The sequence below is a fragment of the Rhodococcus sp. P14 genome (assembly GCF_000256505.1).
Classification (GTDB): Bacteria; Actinomycetota; Actinomycetes; order Mycobacteriales; family Mycobacteriaceae; genus Rhodococcus; species Rhodococcus ruber.
This window is the reverse complement of record NZ_AJFC01000136.1, coordinates 1-16,605: the sequence shown is the minus strand read 5'-3', so window position 1 is coordinate 16,605 and position 16,605 is coordinate 1. Positions and strand designations below refer to the sequence as shown.

The following is a 16,605-nucleotide window of genomic DNA, read 5'->3' as shown; positions in this document are numbered from 1 at the left end:
GAGCGTGTCGGCCTCGTTCGAGTACGCGCCGGCGTCGTCGAACGCCGCCGGCGCGTAGGTGACGGCGACGGCGACGGCGATCTTCTGCGACGGCAGGTATGCCTCGACCGCGGCGTACCCACCGAACAGCGGGTTCTGCATCAGCCAGTTGCCGGTGATCACCACCCCGAGTCCGTAGGTGTAGCCCTCGGACTGCGGGAAGCACGTGGGACAACCGGGAAGCGCGGTGGTGCGGCCGCGCAGGTCGGTCGACACCATCGCCCGGTACGACTCCGGTGAGAGCAGCGCGCCGGTGCCGACGGCGACCGCGGTGTCGTGCAGGTCGTGGATGTCGGTGGTCTGGACGGCCCCGTGGGTGATCGTCCAGGAGGGATTCCAGAACGTGGATTCCTCGTAGAAGGGGGTCGCGACGGGGATCCCGAGCGCCTGCCGGCGTTCCGAGCTGAACGCATGCAGCACCGGTTCCGGGATCGCCGGCGTCTGCGACGGCGTCGTGCCGTCCAGTCCGAGCGGGTCGAGCACCTTCTCCTGCAGCAGTTCCGCCACCGGCCGGCCGGTGATCCGTTCGAGGGCCATGCCGAGGATCACGTAGTTGGTGTGCGCGTAGTTCCAGTTGGTGCCGGGCTCGTAGAAGAGGGGCTGGGACGTGCCGAAGGCGAGAAGTTCCTCGGGTGTCCAGTTCCGGAACGGGTCCCAATAGATCGCGTCCGACAGTTCGGGATTCTGCACGTAGTCGGCGTAGCCGGAGGTCATCTGGGCGAGCTGGCCGAGGGTGACCCGGTCCGAATGCGGGATGTCGGGCAGCCACGTCGAGACCGTGTCGTCGAGGCGGACCGTCCCCTCGTCGACGAGTTGCAGCAGCAGCGTGGCGACGTAGGAGATGGCCACGGCGCCGTTGCGGAAGTGCATGTCGGTCGTCGCCGGCACGCCGGTGGTGGATTCGCCGTAGGCGCGGGTGAGGATCTCCCTGCCGTCGACGGTGACGCGCACGATCGCCGCCTTCAGATGCGACTCCGCCATGGTGTCGCGCACGATCCGGTCCACGGCCTCGGCCTGCGCGGGGTCGGCCGACGAGGAGGTCGCCGACGCGGCCGCGTTGTCCGCCGATCCGGGCGGGCCGGGTGCCGCGTCGTCCGTGGCCGTGCAGGCGACCAGGAGCCCGAGGGCGCACAGCACGGGCAGTATCCGCCGGGTCAGGGGCATACCTGATCTTGGCAGATGCGCTCGACCGGTGTGCTCACTCCGGCGCGGCGACGGCGGCTCGGCGCAGGTCCCGTCCGGACCGCAGGAGGGCGGTGAGTTCGGCCCGGCTGCGCACGCCGGTCTTCGTGTAGATCGCCTTGAGGTGATCGTGGACGGTGTTCGGGGTGATGCCGCGACGGGCCGCGATCTCGGCGGTCGAGTACCCGGCCATCGCCTCGAGGCACACGTCCCGTTCCCGGGCCGTGAGGGCGTAGGCGGCGAGCAGCAACTCGGCGAGTTCGCCACCGGCCGCGGGCTCGAGCGTGACCACGGTCTGCGGTTCGTCACCCCCGAGCAGCGCGGTGGCCCGCAGCAGGATCCAGCCGCCGGTGGTGTCGCGGATCCGCGTTCGGAACACACCCGAACCGCTCGCACGCGCCCCGAACGCGGCGGCGCGCACCATGACGGCCAGCCGTCCCGGTGCGATCTCGTCGAATCGTTCCTCCCAGTCGCGGGCGGCTGCCGTGAGCGCGAGGGGCTCGCCTCCGGCCCCGGTCAGGACCACCGCCGGACCCGGGTCGCCCCGGCCCGAGGGGGCGGTGGCGCACACGGCGGCGCGGGTCGCGACCGCCACCGCCGGCGCCACCTGCGTGAGGAACTCGACCTCGGCATCGGTGAAGTCCACCCCGGATCGAACGAATCCTGCTGCTCCCCAGCACAATTCACCACTCCGGAAGATCACGCGCAGTTCGTTCTCCACTCCGAGCGGACGCCACACCTCGGCGTGGCGAAGACAGTGGGCCACCTCGTCCGAGGGCAGATCCGATCCCCGGGTCGCCGTGCGGCCGGTGCGGAACAGTTCGGCGAAGGTGCCGGGGTCGTGCCCGCGGTACTCGCTCTCGGCGAGCAGCGGTTCGTACTCCGGCGGAATCCGGTCGGGGCCGCTGGTCATGGAGCCGAGCGTCAGGGACCGGGGATCGATCATCGCCCAGCACGTCAGGTCGCTGCGCACCGTCCGGCCGACGAGTTCGATGGCACGCTCGTGCACCTGGGTCACGTCGGCGCCGGCGGCGGCGAGCGCCACCACCTCCCGGCTCACCTTCTCCGCCCGGATCTCGAGCATGACCCCAGTATGCGCTGACGGCGGGGCCGTCACCCATCCCCGTTTCTGGGGATGGGCCACCGGCCGGGCGCTTCCTAACGTGACAGACATGACCGGAAACACCGAACTCTGCAGGATGGGCGAGGGCCGTCGTCTCACCCTGCCCGACGCCACCGTCACGGCCCTGTCCACCGGCGCACACGCCGGCGGGGCGTACGAACTCTTCCTCGTCGAGGCGCCGCGCACCGTGCCGGTGCCCATGCACGCCGAACCGTGGGCCAAGTCGTATCACGTTCTGGGGGGCCGGATCCTGGTCCGTTCCGGAACGGACGTCCACGAACTCGCGGGCGGGGACACGATCACGGTCGCGCCGGGAACGATGAACTCCTTCACCGTCCTGACCGGCACCGCGACCTTCCTGCTGATCGCGGCCGGGACGTCGATGAGCGGCTTCTTCGGCGCACTCGACGGCCTCGACCCCGCGCAGGCGCCGGACGAGTCCGCCCGCGCTCTCCGAGCGGTCACCGAGAGGTACGGGGTCGCGCTCACGGCGGAGGGGGGTGCACCATGATCACCCTCGCCCAGATCGCCGCGTCGGCGGCCGCGGCCGTGCACCTGCTCGCGTTCGTGTGGGAGACGCTGCTGTTCCGGCGGCCGTCGGTCCACGAGGACGTGTTCCGCATTCCCTCCGGCGACGTCGCGGCGGTGCGGATGTGGGCGTTCAACGTCGGCATCTACAACCTGTTTCTCGGCGCCGGCGCGCTGATGGGGGTGGCCCTGTGGCGGGCCGGCGAGGACACGGTCGGACGCGCACTCGTGCTCTACACATGTTCGTTCATGTTCCTCGCCGGGATCGCCCTGTTCGTCTCGGACCGTCTGGCCATGAGCCGGCCCCGCGGTGCCGGGCTCGTGGGTGCCGCGGCGCAGTGCGCGCCGGCGCTGATCGCGCTGATCGCGCTCGCGACGACCTGATCCGCCTCACGTCCGTGCGGCGACGTACCGCCGCAACGCCGCGTCGCGGTCGGCCGGTGCCCGGCGCGGACAGCTCGTGCACTTGTCGCTGTCGGTCGCGCAATAGATCAGGCAGCAGGAGCTGCGTCGCACGAAACGCCGTCCCGATTCCGGCGAGCCTGGCGCCGCCGTCACGGTCCCGGTCGGCCCCACGTCGACGAAACGCGGTGGCATCAGCGGCGGTACGGACAGCACGGCGGCAAGGGCGCATCCGTCCCCGGCGCGGTGGGCGGCACGCCCGGCGTCGAGAGCGCGATTGGCGATCGAGTCGGACGCGACGGCCCACAGCGCCCGCTCCGAGGCACCCGACACCCCCGCCAGCGGCGAGACGATCGCCGACAGCGCCGGCCCGAGAGCACGCGCGAAGGCCTCGGCCCCGGTCAGCAGGTGCGAGGACCGTACCGCGCCGAGGTAGCCGTCCGGCCGCAGCGTGCAGCGCCACCGGGCCGGGTCGGGGTCGGGGGCGCTGCCGGTGGCCAGGAGCATCGCGACGGGTCCGGCCACGAGTGTCGAACTGGCCGAGTACCACCAGAGCGTGCCGGCGACCCGGGGGTCGGGGCAGTTCCATCTGCGCCCGGTGTCGCGGACCCGTTCGGCCAGCCAGTGCGGATCGGTCGTGACCGCACCCGGAACGACGACGGGCCCGAGGTCGACGGTGTGCGCGAAGTCGCCGAGCAGCGCCCGGGACGCGGCGTAGGCACGCGCCACGGCGTCGGGGTGGCTGTCAGGCATCGGCCGGCCCCCGGACGTCGAGGGTGCGCCGGCCGTCGCGGTCCACACCCACCCGGCCGCGGACACCGAAGACCTCCGCGAGCAGTGCGGGTCGCAGCACGTCCTCCGGAGTTCCTTCGGCGACCACCGACCCGTGGTCCAGCACCGCCATGCGGTCGCAGTATTCGGTCGCCAGCCGCAGGTCGTGCAGCGTCACCAGGACGGCGAGCCCGTCCGAGGCGAGGCTGCGCAGTAGCTCCAGCACGGCCAGCTGGTGACGCAGGTCCAGGTGATTGGTCGGCTCGTCGAGCAGCAGCACCCGGGGTTGCTGGGCCAGGGCCCGGGCGATGGAGACGCGTTGGCGCTCTCCCCCGGACAGGGCGAGTACGTCGCGGTCGGCGAGGTGCAGCAGCCCGAGCCGGCCGAGCACGTCCTCGACGACCGCCCGGTCGTCGTCGCCGAACGGCTCGAGCCAGCCGCGGCGGGCGGTGCGCCCGAGCTGCACCGATTCGCGGACGGTCGTCCCGCCGAGCGCGACCGGTTCCTGGACGCCGACCCCGACGAGGCGGGCGAGGGAGCGGCGCGTGACGTCGGTGACGTCCCGGTCGTCGACGGTGATCGTGCCGGCCCCGACCGGCACCGCGCGGTAACAGGCGCGCAGCAGGGTCGTCTTGCCGCTGCCGTTGGGTCCGACGAGGGCGAGTACCCGGCCCGCCGCCACGTCGAGGTCCACCCCGTCGAGAACGATGCGTTCGCCCAGCCGGGCACGGACCCCGGTGGCGCGCAGGCAGGTCACCACTCCCGCCCGTAGCTGCGCCACAGCATGACGAGGAAGGCCGGTGCCCCGAGCAGTCCGGTGACGACCCCCACCGGCAGTTCGGTCGAGCTGCTGACCGAGCGGGCGACGACGTCGGCCAGGACCAGCGCGAGCGCCCCGGCCACCGCCGCCACGGGTATCGACCGGACGCTGTTGCGGCCGACGAGGTGACCGGCGACGTGCGGGATCAGCAGTCCGATGAAGCCGACGGTCCCCGAGACCGCCACTGCCGCGGCGGTGAGCAGCGAGACCGCGAGCAGGATCAGGATGCGGAACCGCCGCACGTCCAGTCCCAGCGCGGTCGCCCCGTCGTCGCCGACGAGCAGCAGGTTCAGCTGGCGGCCGCACAGCAGGACGCCGCCGCCGACGACGAGCAGGACCAGTGCGGGCACGGTCAGCATCGACCAGGTCGCATCCCCGAATCCTCCTGCCAGCCAGCGCATCACGGTGCCAAGCTGATGGTCGTCGCCGAGGACCAGCAGGGTGAAGGTGGTCGCCGCGGAGAACACCATCGACATCGCCACGCCGACGAGGACGATCGCGGTGACGGCGTGGGCGCGCACACTGACCGCGACCGCACCGGCCAGCGGGACCAGGGCTCCCAGGAAGGCCGCGAACGGCAGGGTGAAGGCACCGAGTGCGCCGCCACCGACACCCAGGACCGTCACCAGCACCACCCCGAACCCGGCACCGGAGGACACGCCCAGCAGGTAGGGATCTGCGAGCGGATTGCGGGTCACCGCCTGCGCCACCACGCCGGCGATCGCGAGCGCGGCACCGACGACGGCGGCCGTCAACGCTCGGGGCAGGCGGGAGTCGACGACGATCGCTTCCCGCGCCGCGGTCCACCACGGCGTGAAGGTTCCCGGTGCGAGGCGGTGCACGACGATCGCCCACACGTCGCCGAAGGGGATGTTCACCGTGCCCAGCGACACGGCGCCCGCCAGCGCCAGCACGAGCGCGGCGAGCAGCGGCGGCAGGATCAGCCACAGTGAACGATGTGGCGCGCCCCCGGCACTCTCCCGGACCGCCGGGGCCGGCGCGTGCGGCGACGAGGGGCCGGTCAGGGTGCCGGCGGAGGTCATTGCGCGTCCGGGAACGCGGCCGGGTGCAGTCCGCGGGCGATCGTCGCGACCGAGTCGACCATGCGCGAACTCTCGAAGAAGTCGTCGAGCGGCACGACGACGAAACGGTCGTTACGCACGGCGGGCGTGGTGGCCACGATCGGCTGGTTCTTCAGATAGGCGATCTTGTCCTGAGCGCTGGTCGCGCCGTAGTCGAGTACGACGATCGCCTCGGGCGCACGCTCACCGACGATCTCCCAGCCGGTGGTGAAGTACGGCTTCGGGCCTTCGGCGGTGATGTTGTCGGCGCCGGCGTAGTCGGCGATGAGGTTGCCGATGCCCACGCCACCGACCGAGAGCGGCTCGGCTTCGCCGGAGTCGTAGAAGAAGGTGCGCACGGGTGCGACGCCGGCCTGCTCCAGCCGGGCACGTACCGCGTCGAGTTCGGTGGTGATCGACTCGGTCAGTTCCGCGGCCTGCTCCTCGGCACCGAGCAGAGCGCCGAGCTGGGCGAAGTCGTTCTCCAGCAAGGCGATATCGGAGAACCCGGCACCGCAGTACTCGGAGAACAGGAACGTGTGGATACCCGCCTGCTCGAGCGCGTCCCGACCCCGGCCGGTCTTGTCGTCGAATGCGCTGCGCATCCCGCCGACGACCAGGTCCGGTTCGAGGTCGCGGATCTGCTCGTACGTCGGGTACTCGGCGGCTAGCGACGGGATCGCCCGGAACTGCTCGGCCGTCTCGGGGAGCGGGTCGTCCTTCTCGCCGTACCCCATGCCGACGATGCGGTCCCCCACACCCATCTGGATCAGGGTTTCGGTGACGTGGTCGTTCATCGACACGATCCGCTGCGGAGGCGCGTCGTAGGTGGCGGTGCGACCGCAATTGGTGATCGAGACCGGTTCGTCGAAGGCCGCGGCGGACGGGCCGGCGCCGGTGTCAGCACCACGCGAACAGCCCGTCAGGGCCGCGATGGCGACGGTGAGGACGGCGAGAGCCGCCGCGGCATCGCGGGCGGGACGGCGGAAGTCGACGGGCATGGGACCTCGTGCTCTGCTCAGGTGGCACGAGGCAGACTCCGGCACGGCAGCGGCCCCGGACAGAGGTCACCGACTACCCTGCTGGACTCCATCTCGTAGACCACGACGAAATACCGGAGTCGCGCACGTCCATGCAGGCGATCGGGCTCACCGTCGGGTGGACGGTCTACCGTTGCGGGTCAGCGCCGGACTCGGACCGGACTTTCCCTGCATGGGCGTCAGCAACGCTGCGGTCATTATGCATGTCGAGGATCGGCACGGATCGCAGGGCCGGTCCCGAATGCCCGGGTCCCCGGGACGGCGTCCGAGGCGCCGTCCTCTCGTCCGAGCCGGGTGCTCGAAATTCACCCCCGGTTTCACCCCGTTCGCAGGCCCTCACTCCGGCACCGCGGCAGGCTCCGATGCGTTGCACACGAGGGAGGCTGTCGGACAGGCCGCACTCTCGTGCAGCCGGAGCCGTCGCTCCCGGCCCCTCCTCGGAGGGGATCGCGCCGGAACGCCGAGTGGGGATGCGGACCGGCGGCCGGTCACCGCGCAGGGGGCGGTGGCCGGCGTCCGGGCGCGTGCATGCCTGCTCCACGAAACCCAGAGTTCAAAATGCGGCCATCTGCCGGAGACCCCCCGCCGCGACACTGGACGCACAAAGTGTCAACGACGGACGGGGAGACACTGATGTCCGAGAACTTCGCCCACCGAACCGATCCTCTCTTCGCTCTGCCGCCCGCGACGGCGCCCCACCCGATACGCCTCGACGACCCGGCCCCGGCCCGCACGACGCCCGGCCTGCGTCCGCGGCTGGGTAGCGTGCTCGGCACCGTGGTCTCCGCGGGGGCCGTCGCCACCATGGTCACCGGCTTCGTCGCGGTCGGTACCGCCGCCACCGTCTCCGGCGTGATCTCGGCGGTGCGGCTCGGTCCCTGACCGTTCCGGCGAACTTCCTCAGTTGCCGAACTGCACGCTGTCGACGACGACGTCGGACCCGAACAGTTCGCGGGCACGGGCCAGGGCCGCGTGGCGCACCTCCGGTTCCGACAGCCTGATGGGCAGCGCCAGGGTCAGCAGCGAGGAACGACCGCCGGACCCGGGCCGGGTCCTGACCCGGCACACCCAGTCCACCGTTCCGCCCTCCCGGCGCGACGCCAGCTCGGTACGCGCGACGTCGCGGGCGGAACACGGCAGGGCAGGGTCGGTCGTGCGTTCGAGCTCGGCCACGAAATCCTCGAGACGCTCGGTGCGCCACTGACGCAGTCCGGCCACGCGCGGTTCGACGTACATCTCGACACCCTTCGACGCCGGACGACCGTCGGTTTGCGCCTGCCGGAGCACACCGCTGACGAGGCCTGCGGCGTCAGTGAGAACTGACTTCTACCGAGACCATCGCGGCGCGCGGCTCCCGCGTTTCACGAGCCCGGCAGCAGACTGCGCAGCGCCGGCAGCAACTCCTGTTCGGCCCACCGGATGAACGGTTCCTGCCGGTCACCGCCGATCTGGACGAGGGCGACCTCGGTGAACCCCGCCTCGACGAACGGCCGGATCTTGTCGACGTACTCGTCGATGTCGTCGCCGCACGGAAGTTGCGCCCCGACCTGTTCGGGCGTCACGAACTGGGTCGCGGCCGCGAACGAGGACGGCGCGGGCAGATCCGGGTTGACCTTCCAGCCGAGGCCGAACCAGCGGAACTGCTCGTGTGCCCGTCGCACAGCCGCGTCGCGGTCGGTGTCGTAGGAGACGGCGATCTGCCCGACTCGTGGTTTGCCCGCTCCCCCCGCTTCGTCGAACATCCGGGTCAGGTCCGGCTCGGGTTCGGTGGCGACCATGAGGTCGGCCTTCTCCCCGGCGAGGGAGCACGACCGCGGACCGGAGACGGCGATCCCGATCGGCACCCTGTCCTCGGGCAGGTCGTACAGGTGCGCGGACTCGACGTCGAAGTAGTCGCCGCGGAAGTTCACGTTCCCCCCGTCGAACAGTGCCGAGATGATCTCCACGGCCTCGGCCAGCATCTCGTGCCGGGTGCCGACGGCGGGCCAGCCCTTGCCGACGACGTGCTCGTTGAGGTTCTCCCCCGCACCCAGCCCGAGGCGGAAGCGGCCCCCGGACAGGATCTGCATCGTCGCCGCCTTCTGCGCCACCACCGCCGGGTGGTACCGCAGGATCGGGCACGTCACGTAGGTCATGAGCGGGATCCGCTCGGTGGCCTGCGCCGCGGCACCGAGGACGGACCACGCGTATCCGGAATGTCCCTGTTCCTCCAGCCACGGGTTGTAGTGGTCGCTGATCACCGAGAAATCGAAGCCGGCCTGCTCCGCCATCTGCACGTCGCGGACGAGGTGGTCGGGCCGGGACTGTTCGCAGAGCATGGTGTAGCCGAAGTCGGTCACTGTTCGTTTCCTCCCGTGGTCGGTGTCGGGCGCCGCGCCGGGGCCGGCGATCCGTCCCTGTCGAATACCCACCGGTCGTCTCGGTACACGACAGTCGGGCAGGAGCCGTGGCCGCGGCTCCACCGTCCCCCGATGAGTTCGTCCCGTCCGCGGAGTCTCAACTCTCGCATCACCGTCATCGCCGGCGCGGGTGCTTCGACTGCGGAAGGTTCGGAATATCGATGACACGCGCCCGCCGAGGCGCTCGTCCGAGCCCCGCGCCGGCTTCCTCGTCTCGCGTTGCGAGCTCGAGGATCACCTTGCCCACCGCGTGAAAGGGACCTGCTGTGAACCTGCAATCCGGGGTCGCGCCGACCTACGACGGCCTGGCCGACCTGCTCGCCTCCGTCCCCGCGGAGACCTGGGACGCGCCCTCGCTCTGCGAGAAATGGCAGGTGCGCCACGTGGTCGCGCACGCAACGATGCCGGCGCGGCTCACACCCGAACAGTTCGGAGCCGAGATGGCGGCGGCGGGCGGCGACTTCACCGTGCTGTCCGACACCGTGGCCGCCCGCGACGCGTTCCTTCCGGTCTCCGAACACCTGGCCCATCTCCGGTCGCCGCTGCTGCACGCGTGGCAGCCGCCGGGTGGCGGCGCGGCCGGCGCGCTCAGCCATGCAGTGATCCACTCCCTCGACGTCACGGTCGCGCTCGAGCGGCCGACGGTTGCCCCGGCCGAGGCCGTGGTAGCCGTCCTCGACCAGCTCACCGCCGCGAACGGCGCAGTGTTCGGGGTCGACCTGACCGAGGTCCGGCTCGAAGCCGACGACGCCGACTGGAGCTGGGGCAGCGGCGAGGTGGTGCGGACCGACAGCGGCCGCCTGGTGGCACTGCTGAGCGGCCGCACCCTGCCCGACGGCCGCACCCTGCGCCGTGACTGACCGACCGGCCGACTCGAAGGCACCCGGGTCGCCGTCTCCCACAGCAGGGTGACGGAGCATCGGCCCCGGGTCGGATTTCGGGTTCGCCTCCGCCCGATCCGCGCCGCGGGCACACTCACTGCATGGACCGTTCGGCCACCCGACGAGGAACGACGCCGACCGGATGCGGATCGCCGCACCGGAGACGACCTCGACCCGGGGATCCCCGTTGACCGGAGCGTCACCCGCGCCGGAAGCCCGGCAACCCGGATTCGACGACCTCGAGATCGGTGATCTCGTCCGTCGCACCGGCGTCAAGTGGGCACGTGCCGTCCGCGCGGGCGCCCTGCCGGCCTGGGTCGCCGACATGGACTTCCCGATCGCCCCCGCGATCCGGGACGCGCTGTGCGACGCGGCCCGGTCGGGAGAGCTCGGCTACCCCGACTGGGCCGGCGGCACCCCGCTGCGCGCGGAGTTCGCCCGGCGGATGCAGTCCCGCTACGGATGGACGATCGCCCCCGCCGACGTGCGGGAGCAGACCGATCTCATCCAGGCGCTGCAGCTGATCCTGCATGTGCACACCGAGCGCGGCGACGGTGTCGTCATCCAGACCCCGAACTACCCGCCCTTCCTGGCCACGATCGCGACCATGGGCCGCAGGACCGTCGAATTCCCGTTCGTCGACACCCCGGAGGGGTGGCGGCTCGACTTCGACGCGCTCCGGGTCTCGCTCGTCGCCGAACGCCCGAAAGTGCTCGTCCTGGTCGACCCGCACAACCCGACGGGACGGGTCCACACCCGTCCCGAACTCACCCGCATCGCCGAACTTGCCGCCGAGTTCGACCTGCTCGTCGTCAGCGACGAGATCCATGCGGAGCTGATCTACGCGCCCCACCGGCACATCCCGTTCGCGTCGATCGGTGCGGACGCGGCGGCGCGGACGATCACCCTCACCTCGGCCGGCAAGGCATTCAACATCGCCGGCCTGCGCTGTGCCGTCGCGCACTACGGGTCGAAGCAGTTGCTTGCCGTGCGGGACCGAGAACCGCCCGACCTGTACGGCACCGTCTCGACCCCTGCCGTGCTCGGCACCCTGGCCGCATGGCGACACGGCCAGGACTGGCAGGAGGCCCTGCTCCGCGTGCTCGACCGCAACCGCCGGCGGGTCGACACGGTCCTGCGCGAGCACCTGCCGGAAGCCCGCCACCATCGGCCGGAGGGCACCTACCTCAGCTGGGTCGATGTCTCGGCTCTGGCCGTCGACGATCCGGTCCGCCGGATCCGGGACCTCGGCCGGGTGCTGGTCGACGGCGGCCGACCCTTCGGACGTTCGGCAGAAGCGTTCGTGCGCATCAACTTCGCCACGTCGGGGGCCGTCCTCGAGCACATCCTCGACGGTGTCTCGGCGGCGCTGCGCGGCCGGCGAGCCGACTCACCGCTGACCGATCTCCTCGGCACCTGAGCAGTCCCGGTCGCGCGGCACCTCCCGCTCGAGTTCGTCGAGCCAGATGCGCGCGGACGCATCCGAGGGCGCGCGCCAGTCCCCGCGCGGTGAGAGCGAGCCACCGGCAGCCACTTTCGGACCGTTCGGCATCGCGGACCGCTTGAACTGACTGAAGGCGAAGAACCGCTGGACGAACACGCCCAGCCACCGCCGGATCTCGGGCAGGTCGTACGCGCGGCGGGCATGCTCGGGATGGCCGGCCGGCCAGTCCCCGGCACCGGTCTCGTGCCAGGCCTGCCACGCCAGGTAGGCGATCTTCGACGGCCGGAACCCGAAGCGCAGCACCTGGAACAGGAAGAAGTCGTGCAGGTCGTACGGACCGATCGCGGCCTGGGTGCTCTGCGGTGTCTCCCCCTCCCCGACCGGGACCAGCTCGGGACTGATCTCGGTACCCAGGACGGCCTCGAGAACGGTGCCGACCTCGGCGTGGAACTGCCCGGACGAGACGACCCAGCGGATCAGATGCTGGATCAACGTCTTCGGCACCCCGGCGTTGACGTTGTAGTGCGACATCTGGTCCCCGACGCCGTACGTCGACCAGCCCAGTGCGATCTCCGACAGGTCCCCCGTCCCGAGCACCAGCCCACCGCGCTGGTTCGCGGCCCGGAACAGGTAGTCGGTGCGCAGCCCGGCCTGGATGTTCTCGAACGTGATGTCGTAGACCCGCTCCCCGCGCGCGAACGGGTGACCCAGGTCCTCGAGCATCACGCGGGCGGCACGGGTGATGTCGATTTCCTCGAGCGTCACCCCGAGCGCGCGGCACAGCCGGCGGGCGTTCTCCCGGGTCCGGTCGCTCGTCGCGAACCCCGGGAGGGTGAAGGCGAGCACGTCCTCACGCGGACGGCCGAGCCGGTCCATCGCCTTGACCGCCACGATGAGCGCGTGGGTGGAATCGAGTCCGCCCGACACCCCGATGACGACCTTCGGCCCGCCCGCCGTCGGACCACTCAGCGCACGCAGGCGCTGTTCGAGCCCCGCGACCTGGATGTTGTAGGCCTCGTAACAGTCGTGCTCGAGGCGGGCCGGGTCGGCGGGCACGAAGGGGTAGCGCTCGACCCGGCGTCGCAGGCCGATGTCGGTGAGCGGGGGTGCGAGGGTGAACGTGATGCGGCGGAACGCGTCGAGACGGGCGGCGTGACGACGCCGGTTGTCGTCGAAGGTGCCCATGCGGGTGCGCTCGTTGCGCAGCAGCTCGAGGTCGACGTCGGCCACCGCGTGCTGTTCGCCGCGCGGGAACCGCTCGGTCTCGGCGAGCAGCATCCCGTTCTCGTACACCATTGCCTGCCCGTCCCAGGACAAATCGGTGGTGGACTCCCCCGCTCCCGCCGCGCAGTACACGTAGGCGGCCAGGCACCGCGACGACGCCGAACGAGCCAGCAGATGCCGGTCCTCGGCGCGGCCGACGGTGATCGGACTGCCCGACAGGTTCGCCAGCACCGTGGCGCCGGCCAGAGCGGCCTCCGCGCTGGGTGGGATCGGCACCCACATGTCCTCGCAGATCTCCACGTGCAGCACCAGACCGGGAACATCCGTGGCCTCGAACAGCAGGTCGGGACCGAACGGAACCTCGTGACCGGCGAGGCGAACCGTGCCGCGCACGTCGTCGCCCGGTGCGAGCTGCCGGCGCTCGTAGAACTCCCGATACGTCGGCAGATACGACTTGGGTGCGACCCCCAGGATCCGCCCGCGGTGCACGACCGCCACCACGTTGTAGATCCGGTGCCGGGGCCGCAACGGCAGCCCCACCAGCAGGACGGGCAGGAGGCCCGCCGAGCCGGCGACGACCTCCGCCAGTGCCCGCTCGGCCGCCTCCAGCACCGTGTCCTGCATCGACAGGTCCTCGATCGAGTACCCGGTCAGCGTCAGCTCGGGAAACACCGCGAGCCCGACCCCGTCGTCGTGGCAGACCCGTGCGGCCCGCAGCACCGTCGCCGCGTTGGCCGCCGGGTCGACGATCGCCGTCGGCGTCGCGCAGGCCGCGACCCGCAGGAAGCCGTGGCGGTAGCTGGACCGGAACTCGGCTCTCGCCTCGGTGTCGGGGACGTCCCGAGGGCCGGCTTCCTCGTTCATCGCACAGCCTCCTTGCTCGCGCCCGCGGCGCCCGGATCGCGTGATCGAATCCTAGGGATCCGGCCGCTCGGCGCCACCCGGGGCCGTGGAGCGGTCCGGATCCGGACTTTCGCGGCATCATCTCGGCGTTCCGGGGAACACTTGCAGTACGGAAGAATCGGGATACGTCCGCGCGGCCCAGGGGGTGGTGATGGCCTACCGGCACGAGGAGTTCGTCGCTGCGCTGTCGAAGTTCGCGCAGCGCCTGCTGACCCCGTACGAGGTCGACGCCGCTCTCGACGCAGTCGTGGGCAAGGTGACCTCCGTGCTCGAACTGACAGGAGCGGGAGTGACTCTGCACGTCGACGGCCGGCTCCGGTTCGTCACCGCCGCCGGCGAACAGGTCGACGCGATGGAGCGGTGCCAGGAACGATTCGACGCCGGACCGTGCGCGCACGCCTTCACCCACGGCGAGACCATCGCCGTCGCCGATGTCCGCGGCCGCGACGACCTGTGGCCGGAATTCGCCGCCGAGGCGCGGCGGCTCGGGATCGCCGCCGTCGCCGGTGTCCCGATGCAACTCGGCGAGGTCAAGGTCGGCGCCCTGGACCTCTACTGCCGCGAACCCCGGGAATGGGCCGACGACGAGCTCGCCGCCGCGCAGGTGTTCGCCGACATGGCCACCGGCTACATCGTCAACTCCGACAAGATGCGCCAGCAGGAACAACTCTCGGCGCAGCTGCAGACCGCGCTCGACACCCGCATCGTCGTCGAGCAGGCCAAGGGCATCACCGCGCAGGCCCGCGGCGTCACCCCGGCTGCGGCATTCGAGCTGATCCGCTCCTACGCGCGCCGCCGTCAGGCGCCGGTGCGCGCCGTCGCCCAGGCGATCGTCGAGGTCGGTCTGCGCGTCTGAGCGCGTCAGAGCTCCGCATCGATCTCCCGCACGAGGGCGACCAGATTCCGGTGGTGCGAGCCCGCCCAGTAGATCCGGCCGCAGTCCGTGCAGCGGGAGAATTCGTCGTAGAAGCGGCGGGTGAGCGGCTCGAGCTGATCGAGCACCTCCTCCTTGGACACGGCGACGAGCCTGCCGTTGCAGCGCAGGCATCGGGTGAACGGAGCGAACCGTGCCCCGAGATCGAGCCGGCGCACGACCTCGACGATCTGTTCGAGCGGACGGTCGGCGTGCACGAACAGCCCGTGGGTGATCTCCCGGCGCTCGAGCAGTCCCCGGTCGCGGGTCAGCAGGATCCGCTGATGGGCACTCCCGATCCGCGCCAGTTCCGCGTCGTCCATGTCCGACGTCCAGATCACGTCGAACCCGAGCAGCCGGAGCAGGCGTGCGAGCCGGCCCAGGTTCACGTCGACCACGAACCGGGGCTCCCGCAGCGGAACCGGGCGCAGCCGGGTGATCGGTTCGATGTCGAGCGCCTCGAACAACGGATAGACCGCGATGCGGGCACCCGGCCGCGGGCGGTACGCGAAGTCCACCGGCTCCCCGTCGACCACGATCAGATCGATCTCCGTGTGCGGGATGCCCATCGCCTCGACGACGTCCTTGACCGTCTGGTGGCTCCGGAACGGCCGTCGCACCGTGACGCCCCGCGACTCGGGCGCGACGAAGTCGTTCAACTCGGCGTACGCCCGGACCTCGACATGGCCGGTCATCGAACGATGGTCGCGCGGAGCGGGCATCGGCACAACCTCCCGGAGGCGCGCGGTCAACGCGGAACGTGGCCCCGCGTCGCAGGCATGCGCCGGACGACGTGGATCGAAGTCGAGCAGGGCTGAATACACTGACCGGAGATCGGTTCACTGCGCTGCCGGACAGAGAACCGGAGAGGGGTTCGGATCGCCCATCCTTCGGCGGGGCGATCCTGGCACTGCGGGCCGCCTGGGCTCGCGACCGGCTCGCGGCGTGGCAGCACGCCACCCGGCTCCGCCTGCCTGACGATCACCACCGCAGGAGTACCCGATGACCTCTCGCACCGGACCGCACCGGATCGCCCCCGGCGTCCACCTCCTCCGGGCCGGGCGGACTGCCGCCGCCCCCAACGTCTACCTGCTCGGGTCGGCAGCGAGGTGGGTGCTGGTGGACGCGGCCTGGTCCGGCAGCGCCGAGATCGTCACCGCGGCAGCAGAGTCGTTGTTCGGCCGGGGCACGAAACCGGCGGCGATCGTGCTGACCCACATCCATCCGGACCACTGCGGGGCGGCCGGGGCGCTGGCCCGGACCTGGCGGGTGCCGGTGTACGTGCACCCCGCCGAGCTGCCGATGGCGGCGGGCCGCTACCTGCCGGAGTTCACGATGCCGCTGGACCGGTGGGTGGTGGCCCCACTGATGCGACTGCTGCCCCGGCGAACTCGGGCACGGATCGAGCACGCAGGCGACATCACCGACGTCGTGCGCCCGCTGGAGCCGGGCGGCGCGGTGCCGGGGCTGCCGGACTGGCAATGGGTGCACACCCCCGGGCACACCCCTGGGCACGTGGCCTACCTGCGGCGCAGCGACGGCGTGCTGATCACCGGGGACGCCACCGTGACCGTGGACCTGAACTCGGTCACCGGGGTGCTGACGGGCCGGCAGCGGCTGGCCGGGCCACCCCGGTACACCACCTGGAGCCGGCCGGCGGCAGTGCGGTCCGTCGCTGCCCTGGCGGCGCTGCAGCCGCAGATGCTCGCCCCCGGGCACGGGCTGCCGCTGACGACCGGGACGGCCGGGGCGCTGCACCACCTGGCCCGGCAACTCGACCGCCCCCGGACCGGTCGGTTGCGCAGGCTCCGGAGCGCCGTGGCCGCGCCCCGTTACGGCGGAGCGGGCCGGTATCGGCCCCCACCGCCGGTGTAC

At 71.5% G+C, this 16,605-nt stretch carries 17 protein-coding genes; 7 read left to right on the top strand and 10 right to left on the bottom strand.

What is annotated here, in order from left to right; genetic code table 11:
• Together OEY_RS28275 and OEY_RS0110375 are read right to left on the bottom strand one after the other, a co-directional pair.
• Positions 1 to 1,203: serine hydrolase domain-containing protein (locus OEY_RS28275; RefSeq protein WP_043805162.1), on the bottom strand; the 1,203-nt coding region annotated here is incomplete at its 3' end.
• 34 nt (positions 1,204 to 1,237) lie between these two features.
• Entirely contained in the window at positions 1,238 to 2,305 is a 1,068-nt protein-coding gene (locus tag OEY_RS0110375; RefSeq protein ID WP_010593813.1) for a helix-turn-helix transcriptional regulator, read from the bottom strand.
• Positions 2,306 to 2,393: 88 nt separating this feature from the next.
• On the opposite strand from OEY_RS0110375, the gene OEY_RS0110370 reads away from it, so the two are divergent.
• Both OEY_RS0110370 and OEY_RS0110365 read left to right on the top strand, forming a co-directional pair.
• Complete coding sequence (locus OEY_RS0110370) at positions 2,394 to 2,855, top strand: hypothetical protein (RefSeq protein ID WP_010593812.1); 462 nt, start codon at positions 2,394 to 2,396, stop codon at positions 2,853 to 2,855.
• A complete protein-coding gene (locus OEY_RS0110365; RefSeq protein WP_010593811.1) occupies positions 2,852 to 3,256 on the top strand; it encodes a DUF1304 domain-containing protein in 405 nt (134 codons plus the stop codon). The genes OEY_RS0110370 and OEY_RS0110365 overlap by 4 nt, the downstream gene beginning before the upstream one ends.
• 6 nt (positions 3,257 to 3,262) lie before the next feature.
• On the opposite strand, the gene OEY_RS0110360 is transcribed toward OEY_RS0110365, so the two are convergent.
• Genes OEY_RS0110360 through OEY_RS0110345 form a run of 4 tightly spaced genes read right to left on the bottom strand, consistent with a single transcriptional unit; the run spans position 3,263 to position 6,927 of the window.
• Complete coding sequence (locus OEY_RS0110360) at positions 3,263 to 4,093, bottom strand: hypothetical protein (protein WP_010593810.1); 831 nt, start codon at positions 4,091 to 4,093, stop codon at positions 3,263 to 3,265.
• Complete coding sequence (locus OEY_RS0110355; RefSeq protein WP_010593809.1) at positions 4,020 to 4,802, bottom strand: ABC transporter ATP-binding protein; 783 nt, start codon at positions 4,800 to 4,802, stop codon at positions 4,020 to 4,022. The genes OEY_RS0110360 and OEY_RS0110355 overlap by 74 nt, the downstream gene beginning before the upstream one ends.
• Positions 4,799 to 5,908: a FecCD family ABC transporter permease gene (locus OEY_RS0110350; protein WP_010593808.1), complete on the bottom strand. Its 1,110-nt coding sequence runs from the start codon at positions 5,906 to 5,908 to the stop codon at positions 4,799 to 4,801. Before OEY_RS0110350 ends, OEY_RS0110355 begins: the two co-directional genes overlap by 4 nt.
• Positions 5,905 to 6,927 (bottom strand): ABC transporter substrate-binding protein, encoded by a 1,023-nt coding sequence (locus OEY_RS0110345; RefSeq protein ID WP_010593807.1) that lies wholly within the window; start codon positions 6,925 to 6,927, stop codon positions 5,905 to 5,907. Before OEY_RS0110345 ends, OEY_RS0110350 begins: the two co-directional genes overlap by 4 nt.
• A gap of 672 nt (positions 6,928 to 7,599) precedes the next feature.
• On the opposite strand from OEY_RS0110345, the gene OEY_RS0110340 reads away from it, so the two are divergent.
• Entirely contained in the window at positions 7,600 to 7,848 is a 249-nt protein-coding gene (locus OEY_RS0110340) for a hypothetical protein (RefSeq protein WP_010593806.1), read from the top strand.
• A gap of 18 nt (positions 7,849 to 7,866) precedes the next feature.
• Here OEY_RS0110340 and OEY_RS0110335 read toward each other — a convergent pair whose 3' ends face one another.
• Both OEY_RS0110335 and OEY_RS0110330 read right to left on the bottom strand, forming a co-directional pair.
• A complete protein-coding gene (locus OEY_RS0110335) occupies positions 7,867 to 8,202 on the bottom strand; it encodes a hypothetical protein (protein WP_225222236.1) in 336 nt (111 codons plus the stop codon).
• A 125-nt stretch (positions 8,203 to 8,327) separates the two neighbouring features.
• The gene (locus tag OEY_RS0110330; RefSeq protein ID WP_010593804.1) at positions 8,328 to 9,305 is read right to left on the bottom strand and encodes an LLM class F420-dependent oxidoreductase; all 978 of its coding nucleotides are present in this window, start codon (positions 9,303 to 9,305) and stop codon (positions 8,328 to 8,330) included.
• Between the two features lie 326 nt (positions 9,306 to 9,631).
• On the opposite strand from OEY_RS0110330, the gene OEY_RS0110325 reads away from it, so the two are divergent.
• Together OEY_RS0110325 and OEY_RS0110320 are read left to right on the top strand one after the other, a co-directional pair.
• Positions 9,632 to 10,225, top strand: a complete 594-nt coding sequence (locus OEY_RS0110325; RefSeq protein WP_010593803.1) for a maleylpyruvate isomerase family mycothiol-dependent enzyme — start codon at positions 9,632 to 9,634, stop codon at positions 10,223 to 10,225.
• Between the two features lie 163 nt (positions 10,226 to 10,388).
• A complete protein-coding gene (locus tag OEY_RS0110320; RefSeq protein ID WP_010593802.1) occupies positions 10,389 to 11,666 on the top strand; it encodes a MalY/PatB family protein in 1,278 nt (425 codons plus the stop codon).
• Here the strand turns inward: OEY_RS0110320 and OEY_RS0110315 are convergent.
• On the bottom strand, positions 11,637 to 13,778 hold the full coding sequence (locus OEY_RS0110315; protein ID WP_010593801.1) for an NAD(+) synthase: 2,142 nt from the start codon (positions 13,776 to 13,778) through the stop codon (positions 11,637 to 11,639). The genes OEY_RS0110320 and OEY_RS0110315 overlap by 30 nt on opposite strands.
• Before the next feature lie 190 nt (positions 13,779 to 13,968).
• On the opposite strand from OEY_RS0110315, the gene OEY_RS0110310 reads away from it, so the two are divergent.
• Positions 13,969 to 14,673 carry a GAF and ANTAR domain-containing protein gene (locus OEY_RS0110310; RefSeq protein WP_225222235.1) on the top strand — a complete coding sequence of 235 codons (705 nt, stop codon included), beginning with the start codon at positions 13,969 to 13,971 and terminating at the stop codon, positions 14,671 to 14,673.
• A gap of 5 nt (positions 14,674 to 14,678) precedes the next feature.
• On the opposite strand, the gene OEY_RS0110305 is transcribed toward OEY_RS0110310, so the two are convergent.
• Positions 14,679 to 15,425, bottom strand: coding sequence for a Mut7-C RNAse domain-containing protein (locus tag OEY_RS0110305; protein ID WP_010593799.1), 747 nt, complete (start codon positions 15,423 to 15,425; stop codon positions 14,679 to 14,681).
• 307 nt (positions 15,426 to 15,732) lie between these two features.
• Between OEY_RS0110305 and OEY_RS28270 the strand changes: the two genes are divergently transcribed.
• Positions 15,733 to 16,605, top strand: an 873-nt coding sequence (locus OEY_RS28270) for an MBL fold metallo-hydrolase (protein ID WP_010593798.1), incomplete at its 3' end; no start/stop codon positions are given.